At 72.0% G+C, this 16,151-nt stretch carries 16 protein-coding genes; 7 read left to right on the forward strand and 9 right to left on the reverse strand.

Annotated features, from left to right (window positions below; genetic code table 11):
* Nucleotides 1-5: 5 nt before the first annotated feature.
* From resB to ABD333_RS22895, 6 genes are all read right to left on the reverse strand, one after another.
* Nucleotides 6-1,640: a cytochrome c biogenesis protein ResB gene (gene resB / locus ABD333_RS22870; protein WP_344543970.1), complete on the reverse strand. Its 1,635-nt coding sequence runs from the start codon at nucleotides 1,638-1,640 to the stop codon at nucleotides 6-8.
* 1 nt (nucleotide 1,641) lies between these two features.
* A complete protein-coding gene (locus ABD333_RS22875; RefSeq protein WP_344543972.1) occupies nucleotides 1,642-2,388 on the reverse strand; it encodes a cytochrome c biogenesis CcdA family protein in 747 nt (248 codons plus the stop codon).
* 55 nt (nucleotides 2,389-2,443) lie between these two features.
* Complete coding sequence (locus tag ABD333_RS22880; RefSeq protein ID WP_344543973.1) at nucleotides 2,444-3,028, reverse strand: TlpA family protein disulfide reductase; 585 nt, start codon at nucleotides 3,026-3,028, stop codon at nucleotides 2,444-2,446.
* 48 nt (nucleotides 3,029-3,076) lie between these two features.
* Complete coding sequence (locus ABD333_RS22885; RefSeq protein WP_344543975.1) at nucleotides 3,077-3,718, reverse strand: histidine phosphatase family protein; 642 nt, start codon at nucleotides 3,716-3,718, stop codon at nucleotides 3,077-3,079.
* 75 nt (nucleotides 3,719-3,793) lie between these two features.
* Nucleotides 3,794-5,065 carry a sensor histidine kinase gene (locus ABD333_RS22890; protein ID WP_344543976.1) on the reverse strand — a complete coding sequence of 424 codons (1,272 nt, stop codon included), beginning with the start codon at nucleotides 5,063-5,065 and terminating at the stop codon, nucleotides 3,794-3,796.
* Nucleotides 5,062-5,718 (reverse strand): response regulator transcription factor, encoded by a 657-nt coding sequence (locus tag ABD333_RS22895; protein ID WP_344543978.1) that lies wholly within the window; start codon nucleotides 5,716-5,718, stop codon nucleotides 5,062-5,064. Before ABD333_RS22895 ends, ABD333_RS22890 begins: the two co-directional genes overlap by 4 nt.
* Before the next feature lie 154 nt (nucleotides 5,719-5,872).
* Here ABD333_RS22895 and ABD333_RS22900 point away from each other — a divergent pair, with 154 nt between their 5' ends.
* From ABD333_RS22900 to ABD333_RS22915, 4 genes are read left to right on the forward strand one after another with little or no spacing between them, the layout of a single operon-like run.
* Entirely contained in the window at nucleotides 5,873-6,424 is a 552-nt protein-coding gene (locus ABD333_RS22900; protein WP_344543980.1) for a hypothetical protein, read from the forward strand.
* Nucleotides 6,421-7,593 (forward strand): efflux RND transporter periplasmic adaptor subunit, encoded by a 1,173-nt coding sequence (locus tag ABD333_RS22905; protein WP_344543982.1) that lies wholly within the window; start codon nucleotides 6,421-6,423, stop codon nucleotides 7,591-7,593. Before ABD333_RS22900 ends, ABD333_RS22905 begins: the two co-directional genes overlap by 4 nt.
* The gene (locus tag ABD333_RS22910; protein ID WP_344543983.1) at nucleotides 7,590-8,282 is read left to right on the forward strand and encodes an ABC transporter ATP-binding protein; all 693 of its coding nucleotides are present in this window, start codon (nucleotides 7,590-7,592) and stop codon (nucleotides 8,280-8,282) included. The genes ABD333_RS22905 and ABD333_RS22910 overlap by 4 nt, the downstream gene beginning before the upstream one ends.
* Entirely contained in the window at nucleotides 8,282-9,526 is a 1,245-nt protein-coding gene (locus ABD333_RS22915; protein WP_344543984.1) for an ABC transporter permease, read from the forward strand. The genes ABD333_RS22910 and ABD333_RS22915 overlap by 1 nt, the downstream gene beginning before the upstream one ends.
* Before the next feature lie 51 nt (nucleotides 9,527-9,577).
* Here the strand turns inward: ABD333_RS22915 and ABD333_RS22920 are convergent, their stop codons facing one another.
* Both ABD333_RS22920 and ABD333_RS22925 read right to left on the reverse strand, forming a co-directional pair.
* Nucleotides 9,578-10,177, reverse strand: coding sequence for a hypothetical protein (locus ABD333_RS22920; RefSeq protein ID WP_344543986.1), 600 nt, complete (start codon nucleotides 10,175-10,177; stop codon nucleotides 9,578-9,580).
* The gene (locus ABD333_RS22925) at nucleotides 10,174-11,121 is read right to left on the reverse strand and encodes a LysR family transcriptional regulator (RefSeq protein WP_344543988.1); all 948 of its coding nucleotides are present in this window, start codon (nucleotides 11,119-11,121) and stop codon (nucleotides 10,174-10,176) included. The genes ABD333_RS22920 and ABD333_RS22925 overlap by 4 nt, the downstream gene beginning before the upstream one ends.
* A 72-nt stretch (nucleotides 11,122-11,193) precedes the next feature.
* Between ABD333_RS22925 and ABD333_RS22930 the strand changes: the two genes are divergently transcribed.
* Both ABD333_RS22930 and dapA read left to right on the forward strand, forming a co-directional pair.
* Nucleotides 11,194-12,123, forward strand: coding sequence for an EamA family transporter (locus ABD333_RS22930; RefSeq protein ID WP_344543990.1), 930 nt, complete (start codon nucleotides 11,194-11,196; stop codon nucleotides 12,121-12,123).
* Between the two features lie 13 nt (nucleotides 12,124-12,136).
* Nucleotides 12,137-13,018 (forward strand): 4-hydroxy-tetrahydrodipicolinate synthase, encoded by an 882-nt coding sequence (dapA, locus tag ABD333_RS22935; RefSeq protein ID WP_344543991.1) that lies wholly within the window; start codon nucleotides 12,137-12,139, stop codon nucleotides 13,016-13,018.
* Nucleotides 13,019-13,033: 15 nt separating this feature from the next.
* On the opposite strand, the gene hemL is transcribed toward dapA, so the two are convergent.
* Nucleotides 13,034-14,335 (reverse strand): glutamate-1-semialdehyde 2,1-aminomutase, encoded by a 1,302-nt coding sequence (hemL, locus tag ABD333_RS22940; protein WP_344543992.1) that lies wholly within the window; start codon nucleotides 14,333-14,335, stop codon nucleotides 13,034-13,036.
* A 124-nt stretch (nucleotides 14,336-14,459) separates the two neighbouring features.
* Here hemL and ABD333_RS22945 point away from each other — a divergent pair, with 124 nt between their 5' ends.
* A complete protein-coding gene (locus tag ABD333_RS22945; RefSeq protein ID WP_344543993.1) occupies nucleotides 14,460-16,151 on the forward strand; it encodes a serine/threonine-protein kinase in 1,692 nt (563 codons plus the stop codon).

The raw sequence follows: 16,151 nt of genomic DNA on the forward strand, positions 1-16,151 counted from the left end.
CCTCGTCACTCCTCAGATTCTTCGGTTGCCGGAGCAGCGGCCTTGTCCGGGCCGGATGTCTCTTCTTCGCCGCGGAGCGCGGCCACGATGTCGTCGAACTCGGAGGTCGCGTTGCCGAGCGTCAGCCCGCCGACCTCGACCACGGTACGCCCGTCCGTTCCGGCGCTCGCACGGACCCACACCCTGCGGCGCCGGACCATGAACGAGGCGACCACGCCCACGATCGCCAGGACCGCGGCGACCAGCGCCGGCATCCGGCCCGGGTCGCGGTTGACCGACAGGGCGGCCCACTCCCTGAGGCCCTCGAACGTGACGGTCCCGGCGCCGTCCGGGAGCGTGAACGTCTCCCCCGGCTTCATGATCTTCTGGCCCTTCTTGCCGAGGGGCTGCAGCGTCTTGCCGATGCCTTCGAGCTTGTAGACCGACTGCGGGGTACCGGAGTCCAGGCCGAGGTCGCCCTTGAACGAGGCGATCGTGATCATCGGGTTGAGCGGCGCGGGGAACGCGGACACGATCTGCTTCTGGTCCTCGGTGGCCACCGCGCTCGGCCACAGGATGGCGTAGAAGGCGAGCTGGTCAGGCTGGGCGTCGGGAACCTTGATGACGCCCTCGGAGGTCTGGTTGCGGTTCTCCATCTGCAGGAACGGCACGGCGTCCCGGAAGGCGACGTCGCCCTTGGCGTCGCGCACCGTGAAGACGGGCGAGTAGCCGTGGTTGAGCAGGTAGACCTTGGCGCCGCCGAGCTTCAGCGGGTGGTTGACCTTGAGGTCGTACGTCTTCTCCGCCGAGCCAGGCGTCTCGCGGTAGCGCACCTTGGCCAGGTAGTCGGTGGCCTGGCCGCGCTTGGCGCCCTGGGTCTCGTACGTGGCCTTGAAGTCGTCCAGCGTCATGGTGAACGGCGGCAGATCGTCGGAGTCGAACTCGCGCCCCGGCATGAACTGGTCGTACCGCGACAACGAGTTGGCGAAGGTGTTGCCCTCCGTCAGCAGCACGTTGCCCCGGTAGCCGAACGACGAGCCGAGACCGAGCGCGAACAGCAGCGCCAGCAGGGCCAGGTGGAAGACCAGGTTGCCGGTCTCTCCCAGGTAACCCTTCTCGGCCGCGACCGACCCGTCCTTCTCGTCCACGCGAAAGCGGCGTTTGCGCAGCAGCTCGTGGGCCTCGGAAAGGACCTCGTCCGGCCCGGCGTCCGTCTCGTACGACGCCGACTGCGGCAGCCGCGTCAGGTTGCGGGGCGCGGCCGGCGGGCGGGCGCGCATCGCGCGGTAGTGCTTGAACGCGCGCGGGATCACGCAGCCCGCGAGCGACACGAACAGCAGGATGTAGATCGCCGCGAACCACGGCGCGGCGAAGACGTCGAACAGCGAGAACCGGTCCAGCCACGGCGCGAGCGACGGGTGGTCGGCGAAGTACCGGTCGACCCTCTCCGGTGCCTGCGGGCGCTGCGGCAGGAACGACCCGGGCACGGCGCCGAGCGCGACCAGGAACAGCAGGATCAGCGCCGTGCGCATCGTGGTGAGCTGGCGCCAGGACCAGCGCAGCCACCCGATCGGGCCGAGCCCCCTGGGCCGTGGCGTCTCCTGCGCGGCCTGCCGCTCCGGAGGCGCCGCGACGCCGGGTTCGATGTCGGTGTCGTTCATCTCAAATCACCGGTTCGAAGCCGCTGATCCACGACTTCAGCTGGATGGTCAGGTCGTCCCACATGCCGGTCACCAGCAGCAGCCCGATGACGACGAGCATGCCGCCGCCGATGCGCATGACCAGCCGGTAGTGCCGCTTGACCGCCCCGAAGGCCCCGAGGGCCCGCCGGTACGCCAGCGCGGTGAGCACGAACGGGAGGCCGAGGCCGAGGCAGTACGCCAGCGACAGTAGCGCGCCCCTGCCCGCGCTCGCCTCGGTGATGGACAGCGCCTGGACCGCGCCGAGCGTCGGGCCGATGCACGGCGTCCAGCCGACCCCGAACAACACGCCCAGCAGCGGCGCGCCCACCAGCCCCGCCGTGGGGAGCCTCCCCGACTTCAGGGTCCGCTGGAGGCCCGGCACGAACCCCATGAACGCCAGCCCGAACACGATCGTGACGGCGCCCAGCACCCGGGTGATGGTGTCCTGGTATTCCAGCAGCCAGCGCCCGAGCCCGCCGAACACCAGCCCGTAGCTCACGAAGACCACTGTGAAGCCCGCGATGAAGAGCGCGGCCCCGGCCACGAGCCGGCCCCGCCGCTGCTCGGCCAGGTCGGCGCCGCTCATGCCGGTCACGTACGAGAGGTAGCCCGGCACCAGCGGCAACACGCACGGCGAGGCGAACGAGACCAGCCCGGCCAGCGCGGCCAGCGGCGCCGCCACCAGCAGCGACCCGTTGGTGACGGTCTCACCGACCTCCACGCTCATGGCCTCGCCCCGCCCGCGCTCACCGCTCCGCCCGCGCTCACCGCTCCGCCCGCGCTCACCGCTCCGCCGCGACCTTGGCGACGAGCGGACCGAGCTTGGAGTAGGTCGTGGCGCCGACGACGCGGGCCGCGATCCGGCCCTGCCGGTCGAGGACCAGCGTGCTGGGGATCGCGTTCGGCGGCACGTCCCGGAAGGCGAGCGTGATCTGCCCGCTCTCGTCGAACAGGCTCGGGTAGGTGACCTTGAACTTGCGTTCGAAGGCCCGGAGGTTGTCGCGGCTGTCCTTGAAGCCGACGCCGACGAACTCCACGCCCTTGGGCTTGTGCTCCTTGTAGAGCTGCTCAAGGGCGGGGGCCTCGCCCCGGCACGGGGCGCACCAGGAGGCCCAGAAGTTGACCACGACGACCTTGCCGCGCAGGTCGGCGAGCTTGAGCGGCTGGCTCTCCAGCGTCGTGCCCGCCGTGTCCGGGGCGGCCCTGCGGTCGGCGGCCTTGATCTCCTGCGCGTTGCCGTCGCCGGCGACGAAGCGGTTGCCGCTTCCGTCGGGGCCGCCGGACGCCGACGACCCCGCGCAGCCCGCGAGCGCCGTGGACAGCGCGACCACGGCGGCGAACGTCCCGGGGGAGGTGCGGGGGTTCAACGGACCCTCCTACAACTACAGCTTGTAGTACACAATCTAGCGGCAGGCTCAGGCACCCGCGACACTGGGGCCCTTGGCGATCCCCGCGGCGGGCTCGTGGTAGGAGACCTCCACCAGCCTGCTGCCCTCGAAGGCCAGGGACGTGACGCTGGCCAGATCGCACTGGCGCTTGCCGGGGTGGTGCCACAGCCGGCGGTGCTCGGCCCGCAGCCGCAGGATCCAGACGGGCAGCTGGTGGCTGACGCAGACGGCCTCGTGCCCGCTCGCGGTGTCGCGCGCCCGGATCACCGCGGCCTTCATCCGGTCCGCGATCTCCTGGTACGGCTCGCCCCACGAGGGCCGGAACGGGTTCACCAGGTAGCGCCAGTGCTCGGGCCTCCTCAGCGAGCCCGAGCCCACCCCGAAGGTCATCCCCTCGAAGTGGTTGTCGGCCTCGATGAGCCGGTCGTCCACCGTCACCGGCAGGCTCAGCGCCTCCGCCAGCGGCGCGGCCGTCTCCAGCGCGCGCTGCATAGGCGAGGAGAACACCGCGGTGACGTCCCGCTCGGCGAACCACTTGGCCGCCGCCTTGGCCATGAGGACCCCGTCCTCACTCAGCCGGTATCCCGGCAGCCGCCCGTACAGCACACCCTCGGGGTTGTGCACCTCACCGTGCCGCAGCAGGTGAACGATCGTCTTGTCAGCAGTCATGGCGTCGCCAGGGTACCCGCGCGCCCCAGGTGAACCTTCCCCGCACCGCGCCGCCCGCGCAGATCAGCCCGTTGCTCAGGTACGGATGATCTCCTTTCGGCCGTCCATGCGATGCTCCTGCTGATCGTCCCCGGGGCAGGCGGGGAGGGTCACGGTGACCACCAGTCCCCCGTCCGGACGGGGGCCCGCCGCTATCCGGCCCGAGTGGGCGCGGACGATAGAGCGGACGATGGACAACCCGAGGCCGGCGCCCTTGGCGGTGACCAGGCGGTCGCTGTCGAACCGGTGGAAGGGCTCGAAGAGGGCCGGGATCTCGTACGGCGGGACGGCCGGTCCGGAGTTGCCGACGGTGAGCTCCACGTGGCCTTCTCGGGCCCGGCTGGTCACCTCCACCCAGCCGCCGGGGCCGGAGTTGTGCCGGATGCCGTTCTCCACGAGGTTCTGCACGAGCCGTTCCAGCAGGAGGGCGTCCCCGGAGGTGAGCGCCTCGCCGGGCTGCTCGCGGACGGTGATCTCGGCGAGCGCCGCCTCGCGGGCGGTCTGCGCGGTGACGTGCCCGACGACGTCGGCGAGGTCGACGGGTGCCCGGTCGGTGATCTCGTTCTCCGATCTGGCCAGCAGCAGCAGGCCGCCGATCAGGCGTTCGTGCCGGGAGTTGATCTCCAGCAGGGTCTCGCCGAGCTGGATGACGTCGGGCGAGGCCGCCTTGCGGTGCATGGCGACCTCGACCAGGGCGCGGCCGAGCGTGAGCGGCGTGCGCAGCTCGTGCGAGGCGTTGGCGACGAAGCGGCGCTGCCCGTCGAACGAGCGGTCGAGCCGTTCGACCATGGTGTCGAAGGTGTCGGCGAGCTCCTTGACCTCGTCGTTCGGGCCCTGGAGCGCGATCCGTTCGTGCAGGTTGTGGTCGGCGGCGGGCGCGCTGGCGATACGCCGTGCGGTGTCGGTGACCTGGTGCAGCGGGGCGAGCATGCGGCCCGCGATGAGCCAGCCGAAGCCGACCGCCAGGCCGCCGACCGCCAGCAGCGCCAGCCCGCCCTGCGTGACCAGGGAGGTCGCGGCGGCGTCGTGCAGCTTGTTCCGCTCCTCCTCTATCACCTTGTTCATGTCGGCGTAGAAGGGCTCCTGATCCGAGGGCCGCGGCTGCTGCGTCACGGTGGTCTTCAAGCCGTTCGGCTCGCCTCGGGTGATCGCGAGGTACTTCTGGCCGCGCTGGGCGAGCTGCTGATCGAACAGGACGTAGGTGACGCCGAGCAGCAACAGCCCGGCCACGAAGAACAACCCGCCATAGGTGAGGGTGAGCCGGGCGCGCAGGGAGACACGGCGTTGCCGCAGTCGCTTCATCCTCATGAGATCCGGTACCCCACTCCCTTGACGGTCTCGACCACGGGCGGGTCGGCGAGTTTGCGGCGAAGCTTGAGGATGGTCAGGCGGACGGCCCCGGTGAAGGGGTCCGCGTGCTCGTCCCACGCCTTCTCCAGCAGCTGTTCGGCGGAGACCACGGCCCCGTCCGCCCGCAACAATTCCGCGAGGACGGCGAACTCCTTGCGGGCCAGGGGGACGTAGCGCCCGTCCCGGAAGACCTCGCGGCGGGCGGAGTCCAGCGTGATCCCGGCGCGGCGCAGCACGGGCGGCGCGGCCGGGCGCGAACGGCGGCCGAGCGCCTGGACGCGCGCCGCGAGTTCGGGGAAGGCGAAGGGCTTGGTGAGATAGTCGTCCGCGCCGATGCCGAGGCCTTCGACACGGTCGGTGACCTCGGCCGCGGCGGTCAGCATCAGCACCCGGACGGCGGACTCGGCCCCGGCCAGCTCGCGGCAGATGTCGTCGCCGTGGACGAGGGGCAGATCACGGTCCAGGACGACCACGTCGTAGTCGTTGACGGAGACCCGTTCGAGCGCCGCCGCGCCGTCGTATGCCAGGTCGACGGCGTGCGCCTCGTCCCGCAACCATTCGGCGATCGCACCCGCGAGCAGCCGCTCGTCCTCCACCACCAGCACCCGCATGCGTCCCGCCCCTCGGTCAATGTCTCCGGCCCATAGTGACGCCCGGGCTGTTTCTTTTCTGTTAGGGCGCTGGGAAACGGAGGGGAAACGTGGGTTGGCGTTGCATTCCAGGGGTTCGGCCGGAACCGTTCCGGCCCTGCCAAGGAGAAGCACGATGCGACTGCAGAAGATCGGTGCGCTGGCGGCCCTGCCGCTGGCACTGACCTTGACCCTCGGCGCCTGCGGGTCGGAGGACGAAAAGCCCAAGGTCGCCTCGGCGAGCAGCGGCGACCCTCAGGCCGGAGCGAGCGGCGGCCCGAAGCTGAGCTCGCAGGAGATGGGCGTGAAGTTCGCCGAGTGCATGCGCAAGAACGGAATTCCGATGGAGGACCCCAAGCCCGGCCAGGGCATGCGCTTCATGAGCAAGGGGCAAGATCAGGCGAAGATGCAGAAGGCCCAGGAGGCCTGCCGCGAGTTCAACCCGATGACCAACGGCGCCGCGCGTCCCGACCCCCAGGCCGAGGAGCGCGGCCGGCAGTACGCCGCCTGCATGCGCAAGAACGGTGTCGAGAAGTTCCCCGACCCCAAGCCCGGCCAGCGCGGCATCATGATCAACCCTGAGGCCGGCGAGGACCCGGACATGCCGACCGCCCAGAAGGCGTGCGAATCGATCCTGCAGCGCGGCGGCCCCAACGGCGGCGCACCGGGCGGCGGGGGCGGCCAGTGACGAGCGAGACCACCGTGGAGGGCCCCGGGAGCGGGTCCCCCGAACCCTCGGGGATGCCCGGACCACCGGGTCCTGCCACGGCGCAGAAGCGCCCCCGGCGCCGGCGGTCCCGGAAGAAGGGCGTCGCCGGCCTCGCCATCGTGGTGGTGGGCAGCGTCGCCGTGGTCGCGGCGCTGAGCCTGGCCCGCGACGGCGATTCGGGTGGCCCGGCCGCGAGCACACTGCCGCCCAGCACCGCCAAGGTGGCCAAGGAGACGCTCAAGGACACGCATGAAGCCGACGGCCAGCTCGGATTCGGCACGACGAGCACGGCGACCAGCAGGCTGCCCGGCACGCTGACCAGCGTGCCCGAGAGCGGCAGCGAGATCGGCCGCGGCCGGCCGCTCTTCAAGGTGGACGACGACCCCGTGCTGCTCATGTACGGGTCGAAGCCCGCCTACCGGACGTTGACCTCGGGGGTCGAGGGATCCGACGTCCTCCAGCTCGAACGCAACCTGAGCGCGCTCGGGTACGACGGGTTCACGGTGGACGACGAGTACACCGGGGACACCGCCGACGCCGTCCGGGAGTGGCAGGACGACAAGGGCCTGGAGGAGACAGGGACCGTCGAGCTCGGGCGGGTGGTGTTCGCCCCCGGCAAGATCCGCGTGGAGACCCTGCACGCGGGCGAGGGCGATCCCGTCCGTCCGGGCAGCAAGGTCCTCTCGTTCACCGGCACGGACAAGGCCGTCACGGTGGAGCTGGAGACCGCCGACCAGCGGCTGGCCAAGAAGGGCGCGACCGTCCAGGTCACGATGCCGGACGACACCACGGTGCCGGGCCGGATCGACGAGGTCTCCACGGTGATCGACCCGGGCGCCCAGGGTGAGGACCCGACGACCAAGGTCGAGGTGATCGTCGATCTCCGGGGGGCCAAGGCGCAGAGGGCGGCCGCCGACTACGCCATGGCCTCGGTGGACGTCACGTTCACCGCCGGGACCCGCAAGGACGTGCTCGTCGTGCCCGTCGCGGCGTTGCTGGCGTTGCAGGAGGGCGGGTTCGGCGTGGAGGTCGTCAAGGGCGGCACCACGACGTACGCCCCGGTCAAGACGGGGCTCTTCGCCGACGGCAAGGTGGAGATCTCCGGTCCCGGCATCGCCGAGGGCACGATCGTGGGGATGCCGAAATGATCTCCCTGACGGACGTGAAGAAGCTCTACCCCGGCGGGGTGACGGCGCTCGGCGGCGTCTCGCTGGAGATCGCCGCGGGCGAGCTCATCGCGATCGTGGGCCCGTCCGGCTCGGGCAAGTCGACCATGCTCAACGTGCTCGGCACGCTGGACCGACCCACGTCGGGCACCGTGCACATCGACGGCTACGAGGTCGGGAAGCTCTCCGACGCCAAGTTGTCGGCGCTGCGGGGGAGCCGGATCGGCTTCGTCTTCCAGCAGTTCCACCTCGCGCCCGGCACCGCGGCGCTGGACAACGTGGCCGACGGGCTCCTGTATTCGGGGATGCGGTCGTCGGTCCGGCGCCGCCGCGCCGCCACGGCGCTGGAACGGGTGGGGCTCGGCCACCGGATGGACCACCATCCGCACGAATTGTCGGGCGGTGAACGGCAGCGCGTCGCCATCGCCCGGGCCGTGGCCGGCGAGCCCGCCCTGCTGCTCGCCGACGAGCCGACCGGGGCGCTGGACTCGGCCTCGGGCGCCGGGGTGATGTCGCTGCTCCGGGAGCTGCACACCGGTGGCACCACGGTCGTGATCATCACGCACGACCGGGACATCGCCTCGGACCTGCCCCGGCAGGTGCGGATGCGCGACGGCCTGGTGGTGGCGGACCCGGCGCGCCCGGGCCTGGCCGTGTCGGGGGTGGGCTGATGGCCGCCTCCGACGCCCTGCCGCCGCCTTCCCGGCGGCCCGATCTCCACGCCCTCCGGCCGGCCCGGATGTGGCCGGGCGACGTGGTCAAGGTCGGCGCGGTGGGCCTGCGGACCCGGCCGATGCGGGCGTTCCTGTCAGCGCTCGGCATCGCCATCGGGATCGCCGCGATGGTCGCCGTCGTCGGCATCTCCTCGTCCTCCCGGGCCGAACTGGACCGGACGCTGGCGTCGCTGGGCACCAACCTGCTCAAGGTGACACCCGGCCAGACGCTGGCCGGCGCGGAAGCCCAGCTTCCGACCGAGTCCGAGACGATGGTGAGCCGGATCGCGCCGGTGCACACGGTGTCGGCCATCGGCCTGGTCGACGACGTGAAGGTCTACCGCAACAGCAAGGTCGACAAGGCCGAGACCGGCGGGATCGCGGCCTACGCCGCCCGCACCGACCTGCGGGAGGCCGTCGGCGTGCGGCTCCGGGACGGCACCTGGCTGAACGAGGCGACCAGCAGGTACCCGGCGGTGGTGCTCGGCGCGAGCGCGGCCCAGAAGCTCGGCATCGGCCAGGCGGGCCGGGGCGCCCAGATCCTGATCGGCCGCGAGCTGTTCACCGTCGTCGGCATCCTCGAACCCGCCCAGCTCGCCGAGGAGCTCAACAACGCGGCGCTGGTCGGCTGGCAGGCGGCCCAGTCCGAACTGGCCTTCGACGGTCACCCGACCACGGTCTACACCCGTTCGGACGACGACAACGTCGAGGCCGTCCGCACGGTCTTGGGGCCCACCGCCAACCCGGAGGCGCCCAACGAGGTCGAGGTCTCCCGTCCCTCCGACGCGCTCGCCGCCCGGCAGGCCGCCGACGAGGCGCTGACCGGGCTGCTGCTCGGGCTCGGCGCGGTGGCCCTGCTGGTGGGCGGTGTCGGGGTGGCCAACACCATGGTCATCTCGGTGCTGGAACGACGCTCGGAGATCGGCCTGCGCCGTTCTCTCGGAGCGACACGGGGGCAGATCCGCACCCAGTTCCTGTCGGAGTCGTTGTTGCTCTCGGCGTTGGGTGGGCTGGGTGGCGCGCTGATAGGCAGCCTGGTGACCGGCGGCTATGCCATTTCCCAAGGCTGGCCGGTGGTCATCCCGGCCTGGGCGGTGGCCGGGGGCATCGCCGCCACCCTCGTGATCGGTGCCCTGGCGGGCCTCTACCCCGCCGTCCGCGCCTCCCGGCTCTCGCCCACCGAGGCGCTCTCCGCCCACTAGGGAGGGTGATTCAGGGCAGGTGATTCAGGGCCTCTCCCCCCGGGCCCTGAATCACCCTTCCCAGGTGTGGCGCGCCAGGAAGGCCCGATCGTCCCGGGCGTACTCGCCGAAGGCCCGCTGGACCTCGGCGAGGTCGGTCACGTGCGTCCGGTAGAGCTTGTTCCGGCGGCTGTCCTTGTACTCCAGCTCGTAGCCGCCCGGCTCCGGCGCGGCCTGGACGAAGTGCGCGCCGAAGACGACCAGGGCGGCGAACGGATTCTCGTCCGACAGCCGTTCCAGAACGTCGCGGACAAGGCCCAGGTCGGGATCGACCACCTGAACGCCGTCGCCCGTATGCAGTTGCATGCCCTCGTAAGCGCCGGTCGGCCCGAGGTTGTGCACAAGCCCGCGACAGGGGTCGTAGCAGGTCAACCCGTGTGCCCGGGCCAACGCGTAGACCTCCGCCGACACCTTGTCCGCCCGTTCCGGCTCCATCAGGACACGCGCGAACCGCTCATCCTCGACGGACACCGCCACGTCCGGGAAGCGCCCGGCGAACTCCCCGGCGAACGCGGCGACCGCCGGGTGCGGGGCCGCACGCTCGGCCGCCATCGCGGCGCGCTCGCGGGCGACCGGCGCGTCCGCATGCCAGATGACCAGCTCGTACGTCATTCGGCGCCCTGGTCGGGGGCGGCGGCGCCCTGGTCAGGGGCGGTGCCCTGGTCAGGGGCGGCGGCGCGCAGGGCGTTCATGGCGGCGCGGATGGCGGGACGCCGGGCCGCCTCCTCCCGCCAGACCGCGTAGACGCGACGGGACAGCGACGTCCTGAGCGGCACGACGCGGACGCCCTCGGGCACGTCGCACCGGCCCAGCCGGGGCAGGACGGCGTTGCCCAGACCGGCCCCGACCAGCGCCAGCTGGGTGGCGAACTCGTAGGCCATGTGATCGATGCGCGGCTCGGCGTCGATCGATCGCAACGTGTGCGTGAGCCAGTCGCAGCAGATGCTGCCCGGCGTCGAGCTGATCCACGGGTCGCCCGCCAGCTCCTTGAGCTCGACCTCGTCGCGCCCGGCCAGCGGATGCCCCGCGGGCAGCGCGACATCGGCCACGTCGTAGCCGATCGTGCCGCGGAGCAGCCCCTCGGGGATCGGCAGCGGCTCGTTGTTCCAGTCCTGCACGACCGCCATGTCGAGATCTCCCCGCACGACGCGGGGGATGCTCTGCATCGGGTCCTCCTCGTTCAGGATCACGCGGAGGTCGGGATGGTCGGCGCGCAGGGAACGCAGCGCGGCCGGCATGAGGCCGCGGATGGCGGTCGGGAAGGCCGCCAGGGCCAGCTCGCCCACCACGGCGCCCCGGTGGGCCTCCAGATCGGCCTGCGCCCGTTCGACCAGCGACAGGATGCGGTCGGCGTGGGTGACCAGCAGCTCGGCGGCGTCGGTCAGCCGGACGCCCCGGCCGTTGCGCTCCAGCAGCTTCTGGCCGGTCTCGCGTTCGAGCTTGGCGAGCTGCTGGGAGACGGCTGAGGTTGTGACGTGCAACACGTCGGCCGCGGCGCTGACCGAGCCATAGGTGGCGACGGAGTGCAGCGCGCGCAGGCGTTCCAAGTCGAGCATGAAGTAACTCTAAAACGAGCTGTCAACTAATTCTAGATTGTCCTAAATCCAGGTGGCGGCGAGCATGAGCGCATGTCACCGCGCCACCTGCTGCTCGCCGTCATGATCGCCGCGATCTGGGGTTTCAACTTCGTGCCGATCAAGACCGGGCTGGACACGTTCCCGCCGCTGCTGTTCGCGGGCCTGCGGTTCGTGGTGTCGGCGCTGCCCGCGGTGTTCTTCGTGCGGCGGCCGCCGGTCGCGTGGAAGTGGATCGTGATGATCGGCCTGGCGATCGGCGTCGGGCAGTTCGGGCTGATGTTCATCGGCATGCGGGAGGGCATGCCCGCGGGGCTGGCCTCGGTGCTGCTGCAGTCGGCCGCGCTCTTCACGACCGTCTTCGCGTTCGGGCTGCTGGGCGAGCGGCCCCGGCCGATCACGGCGGCCGGCATGCTGATCGCCCTGTTCGGCGTGACACTGATCGGCGTGGACTTCGGGCACGGCAGCCCGATCCTGGCGTTCCTGCTGACGATCGGCGCGGCGGCGTCCTGGGGCCTCGGCAACGTCCTCATGCGGATGATGAACCAGTCCACCGAGGAGCCCGTGGACGCGTTCGGCTTCATGGTGTGGATGTCGCTCGTGCCGCCAGTGCCGTTGCTCGCGCTGTCGCTGGTCTTCGAGGGGCCGTCCGCCGCCGTGGACGCGTTCTCCCACGTGCCCTGGCAGGCCTGGGCGTCCCTGGCCTACATCGCCTACCTGTCGACGCTGGTCGGCTTCGGCGCGTGGGGCTGGCTCATGCGGCGGTACGAGGCGGGCACGGTGGCGATGTACGCGCTGCTCGTCCCGCCGTTCGGCATCGTCTCGACGGTCGTGGTCCTCGACGAGAGCGTCAGCGCCCTGCGGCTGTTCGCCGCGGCGCTCATCGTCGTCGGCGTGGCCCTCGGCAGCGCCCGCCGCCGGGCGACGCCCGCCGCCGAGCCGCCCCTCCCCACACCCCCACCCGCGCCCGCGCTTTCCAAGTGACCAGGTGAGAATCATGCATGGCGTCCACGCGTCGCTCGTGACCCCGTTCACCGCCTCCGGCGAGATCGACACCAAGTCCCTCGAACGCCTCGCGCGGCACTGCCTGGAACAGGGCGCGGCCGGCCTGGTCGCGCTCGGCACCACCGGCGAGGCCCCCCTGCTGACCGCGGCCGAGCAGCGCGCGGTGCTGGAGACGTGCCGTGCGGTCTCGATCGAGCACGGCACCCCGCTGATCGTCGGAGCCGGGACCATGGGCACCGAGCCGTCGATCGAGCAGGCCCGCGAACGCGCCTGCCTGGCCGACGCGCTGCTCGTGGTGGTCCCCTACTACCTGCGGCCGTCCGACCAGGGCGTGCTGGACCACTTCGCCGCCATCGGCGCCGCCGTGGACGTGCCGCTCATCCCCTACAACGTCCCGTACCGCACCGGGAAACAGCTCTCGTCCGAGACCCTGCTCCGCCTGCTCGCCCTCGACTGCGTCGGCGGGATCAAGCACTGCGCCGGCGCGATCGACGCGGACACGCTACGGCTCCTGGCGGCCGAGCCGGACAAGGCGATCCTCGCCGGCGACGACGCGTACGTCTTCCCGATCCTGCGGCTCGGCGGCGCGGGCGGGATCACCGCGACGGCCTGCCTCGCGCCCGCCGCGTACGCCGCGATGACCGAGGCGGTGCGCGACGGCAACGAGGCCCGCGCGCTGGCGTTGCACAACGCCCTGCTGCCGCTCACGGAGGCGCTCTTCAGCGAGCCGTCGCCCGCGGTCCTCAAGACCGTGCTGGCGGACCAGGGCGTCATCGACGTGCCCGCGGTCAGGGCTCCGCTCCACCCGCCCGGCCCTGGGCCCGTGGCCGCCGCCCAGGCCGCCCTGACCGGCCTGCGCCCCCTGGCCGGCTGACCGTCCCGGCGGGCGCTATCCCGCGGACCTGGCCTTGGCCGCCGCCCGCGCGGCATGCGGCAGGGCGTCGGTGATGCGCTCCAACGCGGCGTCGTCATGAGCCGCCGACAGGAACCACACCTCGTACGAGGACGGCGGCAGATAGACGCCGCGGTTCAGCGCCTCGTGGAAGAACGCCGCGTAAGCCTTGGTGTCCTGGCGTTGCGCTGCCGCGAAGTCCCCGACGACTTCGCCCGTGAAGAAGACCGAGAAGAGGTTGCCCGCGGTCTGGAGACGATGCGGGACACCCTCCTCGGACAGCGCGGCCGAGGCCGCCTCGGCCACCAGCGCCGCCGACCGGTCGATCGCCGCGTACACCTCGTCCGTCGCGTTCCGCAACGTGGCGAGGCCAGCCGCGGTGGCCAGCGGGTTACCCGACAGCGTGCCGGCCTGGTAGACCGGCCCGGCCGGAGCCAGGTGGTCCATGATGTCGGCACGGCCCCCGAAGGCCGCCGCCGGCAGCCCGCCGCCCATGACCTTGCCGAACGTGACGAGATGGCCCGGCACGCCCTCGATCCCGTACCAGCCCGACCGCGAGGCGCGGAAGCCGGTGAGGACCTCGTCGATGATCAGCAGCGCCCCGCTGCGCTCGCACAGCGCCCTGAGCAGCGCGTTGAAGTCCGGCAGCGGCGGGACGACGCCCATGTTGCAGGGCACCGCCTCGGTGATCACACAGGCGATCTCGTGCCCGTACTCGGCGAACGCCTCCTCGACCGCGGTCACGTCGTTGTAGGGCAGCACCAGCGTGTCGGCCGTCGTGGCGCCGGTCACCCCGGGGGTGTCGGGCAGCCCGAGCGTGGCGACGCCGGAGCCCGCCGCCGCCAGCAGCGAGTCCACGTGCCCGTGGTAGCACCCGGCGAACTTCACGATCTTGGACCGGCCGGTGAAACCCCGGGCCAGCCGGATCGCCGACATGGTCGCCTCGGTGCCCGAGTTGACCAGCCGGACCTTCTCGACCGGCGCGCGGGCCACGATCTCCTCGGCCAGCTCGACCTCGCCGGGGGTCGGGGCGCCGTAGGAGGTGCCGTGCCCGGCGGCCTCGCGGACCGCCTCGACGACGGCGGGGTGGGCATGCCCGAGGATCATCGGGCCCCACGAGCAGATGAGGTCGACGTACTCGTTTCCGTCGGCGTCGGTGAGGTAGGGGCCCTTCGCCGATGTCATGAACCGGGGCGTTCCGCCCACCGCGCGGAACGCCCGGACCGGGGAGTTCACCCCGCCCGGGACCACCGCGTTCGCTCGCTCGAAAAGCCGTTGGGAGTCTTCGATGCCAGTCACGCGCCCAGTCTCTCAGTTCCAGTTTGGCGTCAGCCCTTGACCTCGCCCGTAACCGGCCGATATTCCACCAAGTACACCGGCGTCGCGGCTGCTACCCGACGCCTCATCAGTAGCGGCGCCGGCCGTGTCGGAGGGATGGGCGCTCAACGTGGTTGACGGCTGGACTGTCCCGGGCTTCACCCATGTCCGGGATCTGGGGAGCGGCGCGTCGGGGCGGGTCGTGCTGGCCGTCGACGACCTCACCCAGACCAAGGTCGCGATCAAGTATCTGGACCGGCGGCTGCGCGGGGACGAGACGTTCCTGGCGGACTTCCGGACGACGGCGCGACGGCTCTCCCAGCTGGAGGACCCCAACGTGGTCGACTTCTACGACTTCGTGGAGACCCCGGAGGGCGCCGCGATCGTCATGGAACGCGTCGAGGGCGTCAGCATGCGGCGGATCCTCGCCGCGCAGGGCCCCACCGGCCCGCTGGCCGCGCTGGCGATGCTGGGCGGCATCCTCGCCGGGCTGGCGGCCGGGCACGAGCGCGACCTCGTGCACGGCGCGGTCCGTCCCGGCAACGTTCTGGTGGACGGCGACGGCAACGGACGGCTCACCGACTTCGGGCTCGTGCCGAGCGCGTCGGCCGCGCAGTCCGGGCCGGCGTACGCCGCGCCCGAACTGTGGGACGGAGAGCCGCCGAGCGTCGTGACGGACCTCTACGCCGCCGCGGCGATCTTCTTCGAGTGCCTGACCGGACGGCCCCCGTTCAGCGCCCGCAGCCAGTCGGGGCTCGCCAAGGCCCACCGCGAGTCGGCCATCCCGGTGGAGGAGGTGCCCGGGCCGCTGCGCGACCTGATCGCGCGGGGCCTGGCGAAGGACCCGGCGGAACGGCCCAAGACCGCGGCGGACATGCTCGGCGCGGTCGAGGAGGCCGCGGTCGCCGCGTACGGCCTCGCCTGGGAGGCGCAGGGCAGGAGCCGGCTCACCGAGCTCGCGGCGCAGACGGCCGAGAGCCCGGAGCCCAAACCGTCGCGGATCACCACGCCCCGGGGCAACCCGGTCGCGCCGCCCGTCCGGTCGTCCCGGTCGCGGCTGATCGCCGCCGTCGTCGCGGGCGTGGTCATCGTCGGAGGCGTCCTCGGCGCCGCGATGATGTACGACGGCCGCGACGAGGACCCGCGGCCCGAGCCGTCCCCGGCGGGCAGCGGCTCGCCCGCCCCGACCGCTTCCGCCGCCCCGTTGGCGGCGAGCCTCGCCGACAGGATGGGCAAGGCGACGGCGAAGTCCCCGAGCGCCTCGTTCACCTTCCGGCGCACCGGCTGCTGTGGCGGCTCGGCGTGGGCGCAGGGCTCGTTCCGGATGGTCCCGGGCGCCGCACCCTCGTACACGATGACCGTCACCGGCGGCACGAAGGCGCTGCGCAAGCGCACACGCGCCGTGCTGGTGGGCGGTTCGGCCTACGTGCAGGCCGGGAAGCGGTGGCAGAACGCGTCGCTCGCTGGCGGCGGCCGCGGGTACGCGGCACTCGCCGGTCAGGTGCGGTCGGGTACGGCCGCCGGCAACGTCGTGGCGTTGCTGCGGGCCAGCACGAGCCTCAACCAGGCGGGCGGGATCTATCGCGGCACCGTGCCGGTGAGCGCTCTCGGGAGCGCCGAGCTCACGCAGGTCGCCTCGGCGGTCAAGGCCAGGCAGGTGACGTTCGCGCTGCGGCTGGACCGCGCCGGGCTGCCGGCGCAGATCCGGATCAAAGTCGGACAGGGCGGCCGTGTGCAGTGGCTGCACACGTCCTATGCGAACTGGGGCAGGACGGGCTCGATCAACGCCCCGCACTGA

The sequence above is a fragment of the Actinomadura fulvescens genome, assembly GCF_039533225.1.
Classification (GTDB): Bacteria; Actinomycetota; Actinomycetes; order Streptosporangiales; family Streptosporangiaceae; genus Spirillospora; species Spirillospora fulvescens.